16 protein-coding genes, 1 pseudogene, 1 riboswitch and 1 other annotated feature are annotated in these 19,300 nt (G+C 31.1%); of the genes and pseudogenes, 16 read left to right on the top strand and 1 reads right to left on the bottom strand.

All coding sequences use genetic code 11. From position 1 onward, the window contains the following. Positions 1-91: 91 nt before the first annotated feature. The 10 genes from fusA to disA all read left to right on the top strand — a co-directional run bounded on the left by fusA (position 92) and on the right by disA (position 12,067). The gene (fusA, locus tag EK368_RS11620) at positions 92-2,158 is read left to right on the top strand and encodes an elongation factor G (RefSeq protein ID WP_129599899.1); all 2,067 of its coding nucleotides are present in this window, start codon (positions 92-94) and stop codon (positions 2,156-2,158) included. A 223-nt stretch (positions 2,159-2,381) separates the two neighbouring features. Next, positions 2,382-2,858, top strand: a complete 477-nt coding sequence (locus tag EK368_RS11615; RefSeq protein ID WP_202976476.1) for a CtsR family transcriptional regulator — start codon at positions 2,382-2,384, stop codon at positions 2,856-2,858. Continuing rightward, positions 2,855-3,367, top strand: a complete 513-nt coding sequence (locus EK368_RS11610) for a UvrB/UvrC motif-containing protein (RefSeq protein WP_129599895.1) — start codon at positions 2,855-2,857, stop codon at positions 3,365-3,367. Before EK368_RS11615 ends, EK368_RS11610 begins: the two co-directional genes overlap by 4 nt. Positions 3,368-3,378: 11 nt before the next feature. Next, the gene (locus EK368_RS11605) at positions 3,379-4,407 is read left to right on the top strand and encodes a protein arginine kinase (RefSeq protein WP_129599893.1); all 1,029 of its coding nucleotides are present in this window, start codon (positions 3,379-3,381) and stop codon (positions 4,405-4,407) included. Positions 4,408-4,425: 18 nt separating this feature from the next. Beyond that, positions 4,426-6,867, top strand: a complete 2,442-nt coding sequence (locus tag EK368_RS11600; RefSeq protein ID WP_202976477.1) for an ATP-dependent Clp protease ATP-binding subunit — start codon at positions 4,426-4,428, stop codon at positions 6,865-6,867. Positions 6,868-6,988: 121 nt separating this feature from the next. Further along, a complete protein-coding gene (locus EK368_RS11595) occupies positions 6,989-7,438 on the top strand; it encodes an ACT domain-containing protein (RefSeq protein ID WP_423243545.1) in 450 nt (149 codons plus the stop codon). Between the two features lie 13 nt (positions 7,439-7,451). Then, entirely contained in the window at positions 7,452-8,501 is a 1,050-nt protein-coding gene (gene thrC / locus EK368_RS11590) for a threonine synthase (protein WP_129599887.1), read from the top strand. A gap of 10 nt (positions 8,502-8,511) precedes the next feature. Then, the gene (thrB, locus tag EK368_RS11585) at positions 8,512-9,387 is read left to right on the top strand and encodes a homoserine kinase (protein ID WP_129599885.1); all 876 of its coding nucleotides are present in this window, start codon (positions 8,512-8,514) and stop codon (positions 9,385-9,387) included. A gap of 142 nt (positions 9,388-9,529) precedes the next feature. Further along, positions 9,530-10,906 carry a DNA repair protein RadA gene (gene radA / locus EK368_RS11580; protein ID WP_129599883.1) on the top strand — a complete coding sequence of 459 codons (1,377 nt, stop codon included), beginning with the start codon at positions 9,530-9,532 and terminating at the stop codon, positions 10,904-10,906. A gap of 75 nt (positions 10,907-10,981) precedes the next feature. Next, positions 10,982-12,067 carry a DNA integrity scanning diadenylate cyclase DisA gene (gene disA, locus EK368_RS11575; RefSeq protein ID WP_279222280.1) on the top strand — a complete coding sequence of 362 codons (1,086 nt, stop codon included), beginning with the start codon at positions 10,982-10,984 and terminating at the stop codon, positions 12,065-12,067. A gap of 83 nt (positions 12,068-12,150) precedes the next feature. On the opposite strand, the gene EK368_RS11570 is transcribed toward disA, so the two are convergent. Further along, positions 12,151-12,546 (bottom strand): nucleoside triphosphate pyrophosphohydrolase family protein, encoded by a 396-nt coding sequence (locus EK368_RS11570; protein ID WP_129599882.1) that lies wholly within the window; start codon positions 12,544-12,546, stop codon positions 12,151-12,153. Between the two features lie 473 nt (positions 12,547-13,019). Between EK368_RS11570 and EK368_RS11565 the strand changes: the two genes are divergently transcribed. The 6 genes and pseudogenes from EK368_RS11565 to EK368_RS11540 all read left to right on the top strand — a co-directional run. Beyond that, positions 13,020-13,496 carry a CarD family transcriptional regulator gene (locus EK368_RS11565; protein WP_129599880.1) on the top strand — a complete coding sequence of 159 codons (477 nt, stop codon included), beginning with the start codon at positions 13,020-13,022 and terminating at the stop codon, positions 13,494-13,496. Between the two features lie 154 nt (positions 13,497-13,650). Then, the gene (locus EK368_RS11560; RefSeq protein WP_129599878.1) at positions 13,651-14,766 is read left to right on the top strand and encodes a PIN/TRAM domain-containing protein; all 1,116 of its coding nucleotides are present in this window, start codon (positions 13,651-13,653) and stop codon (positions 14,764-14,766) included. A 66-nt stretch (positions 14,767-14,832) separates the two neighbouring features. Beyond that, a complete protein-coding gene (ispD, locus tag EK368_RS11555; RefSeq protein ID WP_341472796.1) occupies positions 14,833-15,558 on the top strand; it encodes a 2-C-methyl-D-erythritol 4-phosphate cytidylyltransferase in 726 nt (241 codons plus the stop codon). Then, positions 15,536-16,003: a 2-C-methyl-D-erythritol 2,4-cyclodiphosphate synthase gene (gene ispF / locus EK368_RS11550; protein WP_129599874.1), complete on the top strand. Its 468-nt coding sequence runs from the start codon at positions 15,536-15,538 to the stop codon at positions 16,001-16,003. Before ispD ends, ispF begins: the two co-directional genes overlap by 23 nt. A gap of 53 nt (positions 16,004-16,056) precedes the next feature. After that, positions 16,057-16,277 (top strand) — a binding site (T-box leader). 43 nt (positions 16,278-16,320) lie between these two features. After that, positions 16,321-17,763 carry a proline--tRNA ligase gene (gene proS / locus EK368_RS11545; protein ID WP_129599873.1) on the top strand — a complete coding sequence of 481 codons (1,443 nt, stop codon included), beginning with the start codon at positions 16,321-16,323 and terminating at the stop codon, positions 17,761-17,763. A gap of 259 nt (positions 17,764-18,022) precedes the next feature. After that, positions 18,023-18,209, top strand: a riboswitch (cobalamin riboswitch). A 439-nt stretch (positions 18,210-18,648) separates the two neighbouring features. After that, positions 18,649-19,300: pseudogene (locus EK368_RS11540) on the top strand (hypothetical protein); the annotation flags it as partial.

Here is a 19,300-nt window from a genome sequence, read left to right as displayed (position 1 = left end):
AAAATAAGAAGGAATTTTCAGAATAATAAAGAATATATTTAATAAAGTTGTCTAAAGATTACAACAAATTCTGGAATGAGGGGGACGTAAAATGAAGGAATATGGAAGTGATCAAATAAGAAATGTGGCATTAGTAGGACATGGGGGGTGTGGAAAAACAGCTTTAACAGAAGCTATGTTATATACAACAAAAGTTACAAATAGACTAGGAAAAACAGAAGAAGGAAATACAGTATCAGATTTTGATAAACAAGAGATAGAAAGAAAGCTGTCTATCAATACTAGCGTGATTCCTATTGAATGGAATCAATATAAGTATAACATATTAGATACACCTGGATATTTTGATTTTATAGGAGAAGTCAATAGCACCCTTCGTGTAGCAGGAGGAGCAATTATTGTAGTGGATGCAAGCTCAGGAGTGGCAGTAGGAACAGAAAAAGCATGGAAGTATGCAAATCATAAAAAAATGCCTAAATTCATATTCCTAAATAAAATGGATAAAGAAAATGTAAATTATGATAAAGTCATTGATCAATTAAGAGAAAAGTTTGGAAAGGCCATTGCACCTTTTGCAATTCCCTTAGGAACGGACCATGGATTGAGGGGATTTGTAAATGTAGTAGATTTGATTGCAAGAGAATACAATGGAAAAGAATGTATAGATGCTCCTGTTAAAGAAGAATGGATGGAAAAAATTTCACCTATTCGAGAAATGTTGATAGAATCAGTTGCAGAGAGTGATGAAAATTTGATGGAAAAATTCTTTGAGGGAGAGGAATTTACACAAGAGGAGATTCATGAGGGATTAAGAAAAGGTGTATTAGCAGGAGATATTGTACCTGTTTTAGTAGGTTCTGCAGTAAATAATATAGGGATACATACTCTTTTAGAAATGATTCATACTTATATGCCTAGTCCTAAGGATAAAAAAGAATATGAAGGAGTAAGTACTCATGATGGAAAGAAAGTAGTAAGAAATATAAAAGAAGAAGAACCTTTTTCTGCACTCATTTTTAAAACTATTGTAGATCCATATATAGGAAAGATTTCATTAATGAAAATCATTTCAGGAAAGCTTACAGGAGATACAGAAGTTTATAATCCAGAAAAAGATGAAGTAGAGAAGATTGGAAATCTATTCTTAATGAGAGGAAAAAGTCAAATTCAAGTACAAAAAGTAGTAGCAGGAGATATTGTAGCTGTATCAAAACTTCAATATGCACAAACAGGAGATACTTTGTGTGATAGAAGTAATTCTATTCAATATTCTAAAATAGAGTTTCCACAGCCTACTCTTTTTATGGCTGTACAGCCAAAAGCAAAGGGAGATGAAGAAAAGATAGGTACAGGACTAAATAGATTAGCAGAAGAAGATCCAAGTTTTATTGTTTATCGTAATACAGAAACAAAACAAACACTCATTGGTGGTCAAGGAGATATGCATATAGATGTGATTACCAGTAAGTTAAGAAATAAATTTGGTGTAGATGTAAATATTGTAGATCAAATTATTCCTTATCGTGAAACAATAAAAGGAAGAGCGGATGTACAAGGAAAACATAAAAAGCAATCTGGTGGACATGGACAATATGGAGATGTAAAAATAAGATTTGAACCTGTAGAAGAAGAATTTTTATTTGAGGAAGAGATATTTGGAGGTTCTGTTCCTAAAAACTATATTCCAGCTGTTGAAAAAGGACTTAGAGAATGTTTGGATTGTGGAGTATTAGCAGGATATCCAGTAGTAAATTTAAAAGCAGTTTTATATGATGGATCTTATCATGATGTAGATTCATCAGAGATGGCATTTAAAATTGCAGCATCTTTAGCATTTAAAAAAGGACTGCAAGAGGCAAATCCAGTTTTACTAGAACCTATTATGCGTGTAGAAATTATTGTCCCAGAAGATTATATGGGAGATATTATGGGAGATATGAATAAAAGAAGAGGAAGAATTCTTGGAATGGAGCCTTTAGAAGATGGAAGTCAAAAGGTAATTGCAGAAGCTCCTCAAGCAGAATTATTTAAATATGCTATCGATCTTCGGTCTATGACTCAAGCTAGAGGAAGCTTTACTATGGAATTTACTAGATATGATGAAGTTCCAGGGCAGCTGACTCCTAAAATTATTGAAGCTACAAAATCAAGAAAGTAAAATATAGTTTGTCAACAATCTGAGCCAATCTATGATTGGCTTTTTTTAAGTTAGATAAAAAGAGAGAGAAATGGTAAAAATATATAGAAAAATAAAGAAAAACAAGGATGATGATGATTAATTTTCAGAAAAAGGGAAATAAAAAAGAAGACAGCCCTTGAAAATATGATGAAAATTCATTACAATATACTAAAGTCAAAGAAAGTCAAAAAGGGAGATGGCAATGGCGAGAATAAGTGATTTGATTGAAATATTTATAAAAGAACTTCTAGAGGATGCTAATAATAGAAGTATTGAAATTCAAAGAAATGAATTAGCCAGTTACTTTAATTGTGCTCCTTCTCAAATTAATTATGTACTGACGACTCGTTTTACTTTAGATAAAGGATATTTAATTGAAAGTAGAAGAGGTGGAGGTGGACATATTAAAATTGTTCAAACCCATATAGATAAAAACCAATATGTAAATTTATTACTTCATGAAATTGGAGAGAGCATTAGTAGTATGAAAGCAGAAGCCATCATTGATTTTTTAACAGATAAAAAAATCATTACAGAAAGAGAAAAAGATATGATGAAGGCGGCTATCAATGATAGAAGCATTAGTACTCCTATGAATATAAAGGATGAAATTAGAGCAAATCTCCTTAAGAGTATGATCGTTTCTATATTTAATTTTAAAGGGAGGGAATCCATATGATATGTGAAAAGTGTAATAAAAGACCTGCTACTGTTCATCTAACTAAAATTTTAAATGATACAAAAACAGAGTTACATTTATGTGAACAATGTGCAAAACAAACAGAACAAGTGACCTTTGAAAATTCTTTTTCTATTAATAATTTTTTAACAGGTATATTAGATTCTATACAAGATTCTCCTATCAAAGTAGATTATATACAAGCTACGAAATGTGATCATTGTGGTATGACATATGGAAAATTTAAGCAAATAGGTAGATTAGGATGCTCAAAGTGCTATCATGCTTTTTATGAAAAACTAAATACATTGATTAAAAGAATACAAGGAAATGAAAGTCATATAGGTAAAATTCCAAAAAGAGCAGGGGGATCATTAAGAATTAAAAATCAAATTACAGAATTAAAAATAAAGTTGAATGATGCTATTAGAAAAGAAGCATTTGAAGATGCAGCTTATTTAAGAGATCAAATTAAAGAGCTACAAAATCAAATCAAAAGGGAAGCTTAGGAGGTGTGAATATGACAAAATGGATGAATGAGTTAGGTCCAGATGGGGATATTATCATTAGTAGTAGAATACGCTTAGCTAGAAATCTTGAGGAATTTCCTTTTCCAATAGCTCTAACGAAAGGAAAAAGTAAAGAAGTTCATGAATTAATTTCTGACACGATTTTAAAAGGAAATAGTAGTCTAAAGAATGAGTGTAAATTTATTGAATTAAATGAAATCTCATCATTAGAAAGACAGGTATTAGTAGAAAAGCATATTATTAGTCCTTATTTAGCAGCAAACTATGAAAAAAGTGCTGCACTTTTGAATCAAGATGAGTCTATTAGTATTATGATTAATGAAGAAGACCATATAAGAATTCAATGTTTATTACCAGGATTTCAATTGGAGAATGCTTTTGATATAGCAGATAAAGTGGATGATGTTCTAGAAGAAGGAGTAAAATATGCTTTTGATGAAAAATTAGGATACTTAACATCTTGCCCTACAAATATAGGTACAGGAATAAGAGCTTCTGTTATGATACATCTTCCTGCTTTATCTATGGTCGGATATATGAACAGAATTTTACAAGCAGCAAACCAAATTGGTCTTGCAGTAAGAGGCCTTTATGGAGAAGGAACAGAATTTATAGGAAATGTATTTCAAATATCCAATCAACTAACACTAGGAAGAAGTGAAAAAGAAATAATACAAAACCTTAAGGATGTTACAAAGCAAATTATTCAAAAGGAGAGGGATGCAAGAAGTACCATTCTTTCTAATAATAAAATCCAGTTAGAGGATAAGATTTATAGATCTTTTGGAATACTATGTAATGCAAGAATTTTAACTACTCAAGAATGTATGAAGCTTTTATCAGATGTAAGACTTGGAATGGATTTGGGAATTTTAAAAGATGTTTCCACTGAAAATGTTAATGAAATTATGGTTTTAATTCAACCATCTTATCTTCAAAAACAGGCAAATAAATCTTTAAGTAGTAATGAAAGAGATATAAGAAGAGCAACTATGGTTAGAGAAAAATTAAAATACTAGGAGGTGTATCATATGGACATGTTTAATCGATTTACAGAGCGTGCACAAAAGGTGATTATACTTTCTCAAGAAGAAGCAAGAAGTCTTGGACATAATTATGTTGGAACAGAACATCTCTTGTTAGGCCTTTTAAGAGAAGGAGAAGGAATTGCAGCAAAAGCACTACAAAATATGAATGTAAATGTAGAACAGATTAAAGAAAAAATAAAAGATGTAATAGGTTTAGGAAATATGGATGATATACAAGTTATGGGATTTACTCCAAGGACAAAAAGAATTTTTGAACTTAGTTTTGTAGAAGGAAGAAGATTAGGACATAACTATATAGGAACAGAGCATCTTTTATTAGGGATTATACGTGAAGGAGAAGGAGTGGCAGCTAAGCTTCTTATGGATAGTGGAGTGAGTCTTTCTAAAGCAAGAGAAGAAGTGATAAAGCTTTTAAGCACTCCAAATGGAGACAATATAGAAAAAGTTTATCGTAAGGATACACCTACTTTAAATGAATATGGAAGAGATCTTACAGAAATGGTGAGAGAAGGAAAAGTAGATCCTGTTATTGGAAGAGATAAAGAAATTGAAAGAGTAATACAAATATTAAGTAGAAGGACAAAAAATAACCCTTGTTTAATTGGAGAGCCAGGAGTAGGGAAAACTGCAATAGCAGAAGGTTTAGCGCAAAAGATTATAGAAGGAAATATTCCACAAACATTAAAAGATAAAAGAGTAGTTACATTAGATTTAGCTTCTATGGTAGCAGGTGCAAAATATAGAGGAGAATTTGAAGATCGTCTAAAAAAAGTTATGAACGAATTAAGAGAATCCAAGGATGTAGTTTTATTTATAGATGAGATGCATACGATTATTGGAGCTGGAGCTGCAGAGGGGGCTATTGATGCTTCTAATATTTTAAAACCAGCTTTGGCAAGAGGAGAACTCCAAGCAATTGGGGCTACTACTTTAGATGAGTATAGAAAGCATATTGAAAAAGATCCTGCTTTAGAAAGAAGATTTCAACCTATTTACGTAGAAGAACCTACTGTGGAAGAGACAATAGAAATTTTAAAAGGATTAAGAGATAAATATGAGGCTCATCATGGAGTAAAAATTACAGATGAAGCATTAAAGACAGCAGCAAATTTATCTCATAGATACATTACAGATCGATTTTTACCAGATAAAGCAGTGGATTTAATGGATGAGGCAGCTTCAAAGCTTCGCTTGCAAATGGTAACTCAGCCTCCAGAGCTTAAGGATTTAGAAGAAAAATTAGAAGAAATAGCAAAAGAAAAGGAAGAAGCTATTAGTATTCAAGATTTTGAAAAAGCTGCAAGATTAAGAGATAAAGAAAAAAAGGGAAAAGAAGAACTTAGTGATAGGCAAAAAAATTGGAAAGCTGGTCATTCAGGCAAAGCAACTGTAGGAGAAGAAGAGATTGCTCAAACTGTGTCTAGTTGGACTGGGATTCCAGTAAATAAATTAGCAAAAGAAGAATCAAATAAACTTTTAAATATGGAAGAGATTTTACATGAGAGAGTAATTGGGCAAGAGGAAGCAGTAGAGGCAATTGCAAAAGCAGTAAGAAGAGCTAGAGTAGGACTTAAAGATCCAAAACGTCCAGTGGGATCATTTATTTTCTTAGGGCCTACAGGAGTAGGAAAAACTGAGCTTTCAAAGGCACTAGCAGAAGTTTTATTTGGAGATGAAGATGCAATGATTCGTATTGATATGTCTGAATATATGGAAAAGCATGCTGTATCTCGTCTTGTGGGATCTCCTCCAGGATATGTAGGATATGATGAAGGAGGACAATTAACAGAAAAAATAAGAAGAAAGCCATATTCAGTAGTGTTATTTGATGAAATTGAAAAAGCCCATCCAGATGTATTTAATATATTGCTTCAAATTTTAGATGATGGAAGACTTACAGATTCAAAAGGAAAAGTAGTAGATTTTAAAAATACAGTAATTATTATGACTTCTAATGTAGGAGCTCATACAATTAAAAAGCAAAAAACATTAGGATTTACAGGAAATATAGAAGATGAGAAAAAAAATGCATATGAAAAAATGAAAGAAAATGTGATTGGTGAGTTAAAAACAAACTTTAGGCCAGAATTTCTAAATAGAATAGATGAAGTGATTGTATTTCATGGATTAAGTCAAAGTGATATTTATCAAATTGTAGATCTTATGATTTTAGATTTAGCAAACAGAATGAAAGAATTAAATATCCATATTGAAATTTCAGATGAGGCGAAGAAGTTACTTGGAGAAAAAGGATTTGATCCAGAATATGGAGCTCGTCCGTTAAAAAGAGCCATAAGAAAAATGATAGAAGACTCCTTATCAGAAGAAATTTTAAGAGGAAATATTTCTAAGAATGATGAAATTTATGTAGATGTACAAAATGGAGAGATTATATTTAGAAATAAATTAAAACTAGGAAAGAATGAATAAAGCTGCTTTTAAAAGCAGCTTTTTTTATAAAAATATATTGTATATAATATAAAGATATGGTACTATATAAAAATAAGTTCGCAAATAAAAAACAAATGTATATGCTTAAAAGACAAAAGGAGTGGACTCAGTGAGCAATAGGAAATTTTTAATTATAGATACTAAGATCCTTCCAGATATTTATGAAAAGGTATTAAAGACAAAAGAATTACTAAGAAGAGGAAAAGCAAAAGGAGTAACGGAAGCAACTCAAATGACAGGAATTAGTAGAAGTACTTTTTATAAGTACAAAGATTATATTTCAACTCCCTCAGAAGGAAGTAGAGGGCAGAAGGTAACTATTACACTCTTACTAGAGAATTCGCCTGGGCATTTATCAAAACTTTTAACAACCATGGCTGAGTGTAATGTAAATATATTAACCATTAACCAAGATATTCCTATTAATGGAATTGCAAATGTAAGTATTACATTTGATATATCAGAATCTAACAGAGACATTGATTATGTTTTAAAAGCTTTAAATAATATAGAAGGAACTACAAAAGTAGAACTCATCGCTATGGAATAAGGGGGACGGTAACATGAAATGGCAAGGACTCATTCATCAGTATAGAAAATATTTACCTGTGAGAGAAAATACAAAAATTATTTCTTTGTGTGAAGGAAATACACCACTCATTCGAGCAAAAAATATTGAAAAAGAAATGGAAGGATTAGAGATTTATTTAAAATATGATGGACTCAATCCTACTGGATCTTTTAAAGATAGAGGTATGACTATGGCAGTAACAAAGGCTGTAGAAGAAGGATCTAAAGCTATTATTTGTGCATCTACTGGAAATACTTCAGCAGCAGCAGCAGCTTTTGCAGCGAAGGCTGGAATAAAATCTATTGTGATTATTCCTAATAAAAAAATTGCCATGGGAAAATTAGCCCAAGCGATTGCTTATGGAGCTCAAATTATTGCTATAGATGGAAACTTTGATGATGCTTTAAATATGGTGAAAGAAATTTCAAAGAAACATCCTATTACCCTTGTAAATTCTGTAAATCCTTATAGAATTGAAGGACAAAAAACAGCAGCATTTGAAGTGTGTGATCAATTAGAGGAAGCACCAGATTATCTATCTATTCCAGTAGGAAATGCAGGAAATATAACTGCTTATTGGAAAGGGTTTAAAGAGTATAAAGAACATCAAAAAATTAATAAGCTTCCACAATTGTTAGGCTTCCAGGCAGAAGGAGCCGCTCCTATTGTAGAAAACAAGGTATTTGAAAATCCTGAGACTATTGCTACAGCTATTCGAATAGGAAATCCTGCTAGTTGGCAAAAAGCTGTAGAGGCACTTGAAGAATCTAATGGGAAAATCAATAAAATTAGTGATGAAGAAATTTTAAAAGCATATTCACTTTTAGCAAGTAAAGAAGGTATTTTTGCAGAGCCTGCTTCTTGTATTTCTATTGCAGGAATCTATAAGCTGTATAAAGAAGGAAAAATAAAAAAAGGCAAAGTTGTATGTGTTCTTACAGGAAATGGACTAAAAGATCCTGACATTGCAGTAAATATGGGAGGAAATATTAAAGAAATAAAAGCCGATTTTGACCTTGTAGAAAAAGAAATTATAGGTTAGGATGATGAATATGTTTAAAGTACGAGTTCCTGCAACTACTGCCAATATGGGTCCTGGATTTGATACATTAGGAATGGCTTTGTCTCTTTATAATGAATGGAAGGTAGAAAAAAATGAAAATGGACTAAAAATCGTAGATTGTGATCTTCCACTAGAAGAGAACTTGGTTTATCAAAGTATGAAAAAGGTTTTAGATGAACATGAAACAAAAATAGATGGAATAAAAATTACACCCAATATAAAAATACCTATGAGTAGAGGCTTAGGTAGTAGTGCAACTGCTATTGTAGGTGGAATTATGATTGCCAATACAATACTTGGAAATGTACTTACAAAAGATGATATGATTCATATAGGAACCAATATGGAAGGGCATCCAGATAATATTGTACCTGCTGTTTTAGGAGGGATGTATGCATCTATCTATGAAAATGACAAAGTTGTGTATTCAAAGGTAAATGTTCCAAAAAATTTAAGATTTGCTGCAATGAGTCCTGACTTTTTTGTATCTACTCACGAAGCAAGAAAAGTAATTGCAAATGCTTATAGCAAAGAGGATTGTATTTTTAATTTATCAAGAGTGGCAATGCTTATATGTGCTATGAATAATGGCGAAATAGATAAGCTCAGAATTTCTATGGAGGATAGAATTCATCAACCTTATAGATTTCCTCTTATTAAAGATATAGAAAAAATATTTGATCATGCAAAATCATTAGGATCAAAGGCAGAAGTCATAAGCGGTTCGGGATCTACTCTTTTAGCTGTTATCGAAGAAAATAATACCCAATTTGAAGAAAATATGAATAAATATCTAGAAAGTCTAGAGAATCATTGGGAGTTTAAAATATTAAAAGCAGATGAAATGGGAGTAAAGATAGGATAAACTCATGAGAGTTTATCCTATTTTTAAATAATAAATTTTAAAATAGGCATAAAGTCGTTCGTTGACTATATGAGATGGAAAGTATAAAATCAAAATAGATGGGCTATAGTTTTGTTAGAGAATAAGGATCTTGGAGGATAAAATGGCAAAAAAGGAAAAGACTATTTTTGTATGTCAAGAATGCGGATATGAAAGTCCTAAATGGATGGGTCAATGTGCCTGTGGAACTTGGAATAGTATGGTAGAGGAGAGAATACAAGAAAATAAGTATAAAAAATCACCTACTATTACAGGAATGAACAAACCTCTTTCTATTGGAGAGATCAAATCAGGGACTTATGACAGATTAGATACACATATAGGAGAACTTAATAGAGTTCTTGGAGGAGGACTTGTTAAGGGTTCTTTGGTTTTAATTTCAGGAGAGCCTGGAATTGGAAAGTCAACTCTTATTTTACAAGCTAGTAGTACAATTGCAAAAGCATATGGAACGACTCTTTATGTATCAGGAGAAGAATCAGAAGAACAAATTAAAATGAGAGCAGAAAGACTTGAAGCTATTGAAAAAGATTTAATGATTGTATCAGAAACGAACGTAGATAAAATCAAGGAACATATAAAAAGCTTAAATCCTTCGTTAGTGATTATAGATTCTATTCAAACTTTATTTCAACCAGAGCTTTCTTCTGCCCCTGGAAGTGTATCTCAAGTAAGAGAATGTACCAATCATATTATGCATGTAGCAAAGACTAAAAATATTCCTATTTTTATTGTAGCACATGTAACAAAGACAGGAGAATTAGCAGGTCCTAGAATCCTTGAACACCTTGTAGATACAGTACTTCATTTTACAGGAGAAAGAACACAGGAATTAAGAGTACTCCGTGCCCTTAAGAATAGGTTTGGAACTACTAGTGAAATTGGTGTATTTGAAATGAGAGAAGAAGGCTTAAAAGAAGTACTAAATCCATCAGAAACTTTTTTAGAAGGGGTAGTAGATACAGAGGGAGCTATTGTGATTAGTAGCTTAGAAGGAACAAGACCTCTGCTTTTGGAAGTACAAGCTTTGGTAGCACCTACCAATCTAGGATTTGCAAGAAGAGCTGCCATTGGAGTAGATTTGAATAGATTAAATTTAATCTTGGCGGTTTTGGAAAAAAAAGTAGGAGTTCCTCTCGCCAATCAAGATGTATATGTAAATGTAGTAGGAGGATTAAAGCTAGAAGGGACTTCAGCAGACTTAGGGGTAGCTTTAGCTATATTTTCAAGTATGAGGGGATTGATTATTAAAACAACAAATACTATTGCTATTGGAGAAATTGGACTTACAGGAGAAATAAGACCAGTTTCTAATATGGAAAAGATGATTAAGGAAGCAGGGAAAATGGGTTTTAGAAGATGTATACTTCCTCAAAAAAGTATTAAAAAAATTCAAAATGTTGAAATGGAATTAATAGGAGTCTATTCTTTAAAAGATGCAATAGATCATATGTTTGTGAAAAATGAAACAAACTTTTAAAAAATCCTTTTATCCTAATGAATATATGTAATATAATAGAAAAATAGGAAAAATGATATTAGGAGGATAAAGCAATTGGTAAAAGAGGATAAAGTAAAAGAAAAGGGAATTATGGAGTCAATTAAGATATTAGCCCCAGGAACGCCTTTAAGAGAAGGGTTGGAAAATGTCCTAAGGGCAAAAACAGGAGGATTAATAGTTATAGGGGATAATGAAGAGGTAATGAATCTTGTAGATGGAGGATTTTATATTAACGTAGATTTATCTAGTGCGTATTTATATGAACTTGCTAAAATGGATGGAGCTATTATCTTAAGTTCAGATGCAAAAAAGATATTATATGCAAATACTCAACTTATACCAGATCCTTCTATTCCATCTTCAGAAACAGGAATTAGGCACAGAACGGCAGAGCGAGTTGCAAGAGAAACAGGACTTATTGTTATATCTATTTCCCAAAGAAGAAATATAATAACCATTTATAAAGGATATTCAAAATACATTATTCAAGATACTAATAAAATATTAAATAAAGCAAATCAGGCTATTCAGACTTTAGAAAAATATAGAAAAGTTCTAGATCAAGCTATGAACAATTTAAGTGGTTTAGAATTTGAAGATTTAGTAACCATTCAAGATGTTTCGATAGTGCTCCAAAGAACAGAAATGGTTATGAGAGTTGTAGTAGAGATAGAAAAATATATTAGTGAACTTGGAAATGAAGGGCGTCTGATTAGTATGCAGCTAGAAGAATTATTAGATCAAGTAAAAGAAGATGGAAAATTTGTAGTAGAAGACTATATGATTCATACAGAAGATCGTGATTATCATACTACTGCAAGACAAATTAAAAACTTATCTTCTGAAGAACTTCTTGACTTATCTAATATTGGAAAAATTTTGGGATATATGGGAATAAATGATTTATTGGATATGCCTGTTTCTTCAAGGGGATATAGGATATTAAGTAAAATTCCTAGGTTACCTATGGGGGTTATTCAAAACGTAGTAAATCATTTTGGAGATTTTCAAAAAATTTTAAAGGCATCTATTGAAGAATTAGATGACGTAGAAGGAATTGGAGAAATAAGAGCAAGAGCTATTAAAGAAGGCTTAAGAAGAGTTCAGGAGCAAGTTTTATTAGATAGGCATATTCGATAATGAAAAATTATTGACAATTTACTCATTTATATAATTTTCTAATAAATAAAAAAATCACATGTTCCCATGGGAACATGTGATTTTTAGTATAAACTATATTTACCTAAAGTTTGAATATGTTTAGATTGTTTAAATAAGATTTCATTTAAATCAAGATGTAAAGAATTACAGATGGCTACAAGATAAAAAAGATGATTTCCTATTTCTTCTTCTATTTTATCTTTACAAATTTCACAAAGCTCACCAGAAACATGATTATCCATAAAATTTTTTAATTCTTCATAAGAAATTTCGTCTGGGATGGATTGTTTTTTCGCATCAATATGAATACAACCACAATTTGTTGCTGATTTGATAATACATCTATTGACTTTGCTACAACTTTCTTGGTACTTAGATATAATATCTAAAATACTTTTATGTCGAATTAATACATTGGATACATCATCTTGAAATTGATTCAGTGGAGAATTATCCATAAATTTAGTCACCTCAATCAAAATGAACTAAGACTCAGTTTACCTAAGTCGTGTAAGTGCCCTTAAGGGTATATCTAGTGATGATGCAATTCTTAATTGTCATATATATAACTGATAGTGTAGAATTGTAAGTCATTAGATCAATGAAAACATTTTCATCTTAAGTTTATTCTAGCATATTATGGGTAAAAATAAAAGGAATTATGATAAAATAGGACTTGGCAAATAATGATAAGCTTTTATGAAAAAATTTCCATTAGAAGACATATAAGTAGAATTTTTTATAATACATAACGAAAATTATGAGCATAAAATTTATAAATAGATCATAATTTCCTATGTATTATAAAAAATGTTAAAAAGAACATTGACAATTTTATAATGGTATGGTAAAATTATTATTTTCTTGACAAAAGATAGTTCCTGTTGTATACTAGGTTATAGGTAAAGTGTAACTTGGGAGGGTTTGCCGTATGTTCAATATAGGTGATAAAGTGGTTTATCCTATGCATGGAGCAGGAATTATTGAAGCTATAGAAGAAAAAGAAATCTTAGGGAAGAAACGGAAATATTATATTATGAAGATGCCCCTAGGAGATATGAAGGTAATGATTCCATTAGAAAATGTAGAAGACATCGGCTTAAGAGAAATTATATCTTTTAAAGAAGTGGATCAAGTAATGGCTGTACTAAATGATGATATATCAAAGATGCCTAAAAATTGGAATAGAAGATATAGGGCAAATATGGATAAAATCAAAAGTGGAGATATTTATGAAGTAGCTATGGTTGTAAGAAATCTTACTCTTCGAGATAGAGAAAAAGGACTATCTACAGGAGAAAGAAAAATGTTAGCTAATGCAAAACAAATTTTAGTGAGCGAATTGGTGTTAGCAGGAAAGATAGAAGAAGATAAAGCAGAAGAATTGATCAATGAAGCGATTCAATAAATCAATTCCTAAGTGAAGCATCATAAGATGCTTCACTTTTTATCATCCATAGTATAAAATTATTTAAATATATAAAATAGGTTGAAAAGCAGTAGTATTTAGTTATAAAATAAAATTAGCATGGCTATACTTCTCAGATAGGAGGTGAGCATTTATGTTCAATAAAATTATAAGAGGAGCATTGACACTAGCGGGTGCTTCGGTAGGATATGCAGTTACAATGCTGTTGTTAAAAATTTCAAAATTTCAAAGCTTTATAGAGATGCCTATAATTACCCCTGTTATGGCTTTTATAATTGGTATCATAGGTGCAGTAGTTGGTGGAATTATATTTTTTGTTATTACTCCATGGTTAATGGAAAAAGGTTTAAATTCTGCGAATTGGATAGAAGGAGAGCTGCAAAAAATTCCTACCATGGACATGGTTGTTGGATCTGTTGGGTTAATCATAGGACTGGTGATTGCTTATTTAATTAGCAATATCTTAATGGGTATATCTATACCTATTGTTGGAACTATTTTATCGATTATGCTTTACATATTCTTAGGATATCTGGGAGTAAGTATTGCTACTAAAAAAAGAGATGATCTTGGAAATTTGGCTGTAATATTTAAAAGAAATGCAAAAGATAAAACAGAAACGAAAGGAAATAAAGCTGCAACGCCTAAAATATTAGATACAAGTGTTATTATTGATGGTAGAATTGCAGATATTACACAAACAGGATTTGTGGAAGGACCTATTGTTATTCCTGAATTTGTTTTAGAAGAGTTAAGACATATTGCAGATTCTTCGGATAGTTTAAAAAGAGCTAGAGGAAGAAGAGGTTTAGATATCTTGAATAAAATTCAAAAAGAGTTGCATATGGAAGTACAAATTACAGATAAAGATTTTGAAGAAGTTGCAGAGGTAGATATTAAGTTATTAAAACTTGCTCAATTCATGGGAGGAAAAGTAGTTACAAATGATTATAATCTTAATAAAGTGGCAGAACTTCAAGGAGTTCCTGTTTTAAATATTAATGAATTGGCAAATGCAATAAAACCGGTAGTTCTACCAGGAGAAGAGATGATTGTACAAGTGATCAAAGAGGGAAAGGAATCAGGCCAGGGAGTTGCTTATCTAGATGATGGAACTATGATTGTTGTAGAAGGAGGAAGAAAGCATATTGGAGAGACCATGGGAGTATTAGTCACAAGTGTACTACAAACAGCCGCAGGAAGAATGATTTTTGCAAAGCCTAAGATGTTAGTTGATAAAACTGCATAATAATATGTGTTATAATAAAATTAAGCCCAGCATATGCTGGGCTTAATTTTGAAAAGAGGTGAAAAAGTGCTAAGAGATCACTTTATATCAGTTATTATTGCAGCTGCAGGACAAGGAAAAAGAATGAATCAAAATGTTAATAAACAATATATAAATCTTTTAGGAAAGCCTATTTTAGTTCATACTCTTGAAGTTTTTGAAAAATCAAATTTTATAGATGAAATTATTGTGGTTACGCATCCTCAAGAAATGAATTATTGCACTAAAAATATTATTTCTTTTTATAATTTTAAAAAAGTAAAAAAAGTTATTTCAGGAGGAGCAGAAAGACAAGATTCTATTTATAATGGGTTACAGGAAATAGATGAAAAATCTAGTATTGTAGTGATTCATGATGGAGCAAGACCTTTTATAAAACAAGAAAATATACTACAGAGTATTTATGAAGCTATAAAGTACAAAGCTGTAGGAGTAGGAGTACCTGTAAAAGATACAATCAAGGTGGTAGATGAAGATCAAATTATAGAAAGTACTCCTAATAGAAAATTTTTGTGGGCTATTCAGACACCTCAAGTTTTTTGTCATGATCTTTTAATAAAAGCACATAAAAAAGCAATGCAGGATCAATATATAGGGACAGATGATACTGTATTGGTAGAACGAATGGGACAAAATGTTAAAATGTTAATGGGAAGCTATGAAAACATAAAAATTACTACTCCCGAGGATTTATACATAGGAGAAGCTATTTTAAAAAGGAGGAATAAAGATGAGAGTAGGAATGGGATATGATGTGCATACGCTTGTAGAAAATAGAAAGCTGATCATAGGTGGAGTGAATATTCCATATGATCGAGGACTCCTTGGTCATTCGGATGCAGATGTATTAATTCATGCTATTATGGATGCATTATTAGGGGCAGCAGCTTTAGGAGATATAGGAAGACATTTTCCAGATACAGATGAAATATTTAAAGATGCAGATAGTATAAAACTTTTAGAGGAAGTAAATAATATTTTAAGAAATAAAGGCTATAAGATTATAAACATAGATGCTACTATTGTTGCGCAAAAGCCTAAGATGGCTCCTTACATAGAAGAGATGATAAAAAATATTGCAAAAACATTAAACATAAAGAGAGATCAGGTGAATGTAAAGGCTACTACAACAGAAGGTCTTGGATTTACAGGAAAAGGTGATGGGATTGCCTCTTATGCTGTTGCAAGTATTGAGTGATTTGTATTGACAAATAAATGGTTATTGGGTAATATGTAGATAAGTTAAAATGGATATAGGCTGTGATAGGAAATAGTAGATCTGAATATCCTTTTAGAGAGCAAGGTTCTAAGGCTGAAAGACTTTGTATGTGATATCTCATCGAACCCATCCTGGAGCTTAAGACTGAAAAAAAGTAAGTCTTTACGGTGCTAGTCCGTTATTTCTAGTCTGAGGGCATTCTTTATGAAATGAATTAGAGTGGTACCGCGAAAAAAAACCTTTCGTCTCTATAAGTAGACGAAGGGTTTTTTAAATTTTTGAAAAGGAGATTGATTATGGGAAAAAAGGATAAACAATTTGTACAAGATATTACCCCTATGGAAGTAGACTTTCCACAGTGGTATACAGATGTAATATTAAAAACAGATTTAGTAGATTATTCACCTGTAAAAGGATTTATGGTTATTAAACCTTATGGATATGCAATTTGGGAAAATATCCAAAAATACATGGACAAAAGATTTAAAGAGACTGGACATAAGAATATGTATTTTCCATTACTTATTCCTGAAAGTCTTCTAAAAAAAGAAGAAGAGCATGTAGAAGGATTTGCACCAGAAGTTGCGTGGGTGACTCATGGAGGAAAAGAAGAATTAGCTGAAAGACTTTGTGTAAGACCTACTTCAGAGACTATTATTTGTTCTATGTATTCAAAATGGTTAAATTCTTATAGAGAACTTCCATATCTTTATAATCAATGGTGTAGTGTAGTAAGATGGGAAAAAGCTACAAGACCATTTTTAAGAACTTCAGAGTTTTTGTGGCAAGAAGGACATACTCTTCATGAAACTTATGAAGAAGCTCAAAAAGAAACTTTGCAAATGCTTAATATCTATAGAGAAACTGCAGAGGATTTACTTGCAATGCCTGTTGTCACAGGAAGAAAAAGTGAAAAAGAAAAATTTGCAGGAGCTTATGCAACCTATACGATGGAAGCTTTGATGCATGATGGAAAAGCATTACAAGCAGGAACGTCTCATAATTTAGGACAACATTTTACAAAAGCTTTTGATATTACTTATCTAGGAAGAAATGGTGAAATGGAACATCCTTATCATACATCATGGGGAGTATCTACAAGATTAATAGGTGGAATCATCATGGTGCATGGAGACAATAGAGGACTTGTATTACCTCCAAGAGTAGCTCCTATTCAAGTTGTGATTGTTCCTATTGCACAACATAAAGAGGGAGTATTAGATAAAGCATATGAGCTTAAAAAAGCTTTAGGAGATGAAATGAGAATTGAAATAGATGATAATGAAAACTACTCACCTGGTTGGAAATTTAATGAGTGGGAAATGAAAGGTGTTCCAATTCGTATAGAAATAGGACCAAGAGACATAGAAAATAATCAAGTTATGATTTTTAGAAGAGATACATTAGAAAAAGAAGCTGTTTCTATGGATCATTTAAAGGAAACAGTAGAAAAGTTATTAGATGATGTTCATAATAATCTTTTAGAAAAAGCAAGAAAGCATAGAGAAGAAAAAACTTATTGTGTAGAAAGCTTTGAAGAATTTAAAGAAAAGATGGATCAAGAGCCTGGATTTGCAAAAGCTATGTGGTGTGGAGAAAAAGAATGTGAAGAAAATGTAAAAGCACAGACAAGTGCAACCATTAGATGTATTCCTTTTGAGCAAGAAAATTTAGGGGAAAAATGTCATTTCTGTGGGAAAGAAGCAAAACATATGGTGTATGTAGCAAAAGCTTATTAATTATAAATTAAAACAAACTGTTAGAGGTCTAACAGTTTGTTTTAATTTATGAGGAAGTATGTATTTGATATTTTGTTGAAAAACATATATTTTCTATGAAATATTGAATATATTTACAATATATGGAGTATAAGTGGAAAAAATGTAATATATTAGTTGAAAAACGATTTCATATAGTATAAACTGATAAAGTGAGGCAAAATTATAAATTATAAGAAAATAGTTGTTGAGATTTATATATGCTAGATTGAAATTGAAAACTGAATATTTGTTTTTAGGTTCTTTGATATAAAATTCAAAGATGAAAAGGGAATTAGGTGAAAATCCTAAACGGTCCGGCCACTGTAAGTGGGAAGTAATTCTTTTATATGTCACTGGAAAACTGGGAAGACAAAGAAAAGCAATGATCCACAAGTCAGGAGACCTGCCTAAAAATGTTAGCATATGACCTTCCGAGAAAAGGATAGATGCAAGATAAAAATATGTCTTATATATCAGCTTATTAATATAGAAGTGTGGATATGAGTATATATTATATGTTTAGAATAAACAGTCTTGATCTTTTGTTAAGGTCAAGACTGTTTTATGTTTTATAAATGTTAAGAAATGAAAAAAAGTGATAAATATGCTTATCAATCATCCCTTAGATGAATTATAGAAATGGAAAGGAGTGATTTTATATAGAGAATGAAGAAAATATATTCAATAAATTATCAAATAAAAGAGTATGTGATTTTAAATAGCATTGCTAGATATTGGTTGTAATAAGGTTGAGAACATACTTGCATTTTTAAAACAATAAGTAAATGAAAGTAGAATTATAAAATAAAACTAGGGGATGAATTATTATTTTAATAAATAAAATTTTAAAAAAGGAGAGACGTTATGAATATTTTTAAAGGCATTCACACAAAAATCAGTGTTTTATTGATAATGGTCTTAATCATAGGGGGGATACCTCAAGCTTCAATGGCTATTTCAAATGAAGAAAGTTCATTGAAACAAGAAGTAGGCAGTGGAGATAAAGAAGCATCAGATCAAGAGTCGAATGAATCTCATGAAGATATACAAACTATAGAAAATAATGAAGAAAAGCAAGATATAGAGTATATAGATAAAAAATCAGATGATGAAATAGAGGTAAACACAGAAAATGATAGTGATGATGCAGAAGAAAATGAAAAAAAATTAGATGAAGATATCAAACAAGAAGGTGTACAAGATACAGATAAAGAGCAAGGAAAACAAGATGCAATTGATGAAGAAGAAAAACAGGAGTTAATTGAGATAGAATTAAATAAAGAAAATGATGAAGAACTAAAAGAAGAAAGTGAAATAAAAACAGATGAAAAAACTGTAGAAAATGAAGAGGGAAAGAAAGAACAAGATCAAGAAAGTTTAGATAAAAGCCAAGAAAAAATAGAAAATAAAATAGAGGAAAAACAAGAAGAAGAAAAACCAGAACCAAAGCCAGAACCAGAAAAACCAAGTATAGAATTAAATAAAAATGGAACATACGAAGTAGAAGTAAAAGGAT

This window comes from Anaerophilus nitritigenes, from assembly GCF_004138215.1.
Taxonomy (GTDB): domain Bacteria; phylum Bacillota; class Clostridia; order Peptostreptococcales; family Thermotaleaceae; genus Anaerophilus; species Anaerophilus nitritogenes.
The sequence above is the reverse complement of the archived record's forward strand: the minus strand, read 5'-3'. Positions and strand labels throughout refer to the sequence as shown.

What these genes read in the sequence shown, in the direction of transcription:
- fusA (WP_129599899.1), top strand. Translation starts at nt 92, where the DNA reads ATGAAGGAATATGGAAGTGATCAAATAAGAAATGTGGCATTAGTAGGA.
- ispF (WP_129599874.1), top strand. Translation starts at nt 15,536, where the DNA reads ATGAGAGTAGGAATGGGATATGATGTGCATACGCTTGTAGAAAATAGA.
- EK368_RS11570 (WP_129599882.1), bottom strand. Translation starts at nt 12,546, where the DNA reads ATGGATAATTCTCCACTGAATCAATTTCAAGATGATGTATCCAATGTA.
- proS (WP_129599873.1), top strand. Translation starts at nt 16,321, where the DNA reads ATGGGAAAAAAGGATAAACAATTTGTACAAGATATTACCCCTATGGAA.
- EK368_RS11605 (WP_129599893.1), top strand. Translation starts at nt 3,379, where the DNA reads ATGACAAAATGGATGAATGAGTTAGGTCCAGATGGGGATATTATCATT.
- radA (WP_129599883.1), top strand. Translation starts at nt 9,530, where the DNA reads ATGGCAAAAAAGGAAAAGACTATTTTTGTATGTCAAGAATGCGGATAT.
- EK368_RS11610 (WP_129599895.1), top strand. Translation starts at nt 2,855, where the DNA reads ATGATATGTGAAAAGTGTAATAAAAGACCTGCTACTGTTCATCTAACT.
- EK368_RS11565 (WP_129599880.1), top strand. Translation starts at nt 13,020, where the DNA reads ATGTTCAATATAGGTGATAAAGTGGTTTATCCTATGCATGGAGCAGGA.
- EK368_RS11560 (WP_129599878.1), top strand. Translation starts at nt 13,651, where the DNA reads ATGTTCAATAAAATTATAAGAGGAGCATTGACACTAGCGGGTGCTTCG.
- thrC (WP_129599887.1), top strand. Translation starts at nt 7,452, where the DNA reads ATGAAATGGCAAGGACTCATTCATCAGTATAGAAAATATTTACCTGTG.
- EK368_RS11615 (WP_202976476.1), top strand. Translation starts at nt 2,382, where the DNA reads ATGGCGAGAATAAGTGATTTGATTGAAATATTTATAAAAGAACTTCTA.
- EK368_RS11600 (WP_202976477.1), top strand. Translation starts at nt 4,426, where the DNA reads ATGTTTAATCGATTTACAGAGCGTGCACAAAAGGTGATTATACTTTCT.
- thrB (WP_129599885.1), top strand. Translation starts at nt 8,512, where the DNA reads ATGTTTAAAGTACGAGTTCCTGCAACTACTGCCAATATGGGTCCTGGA.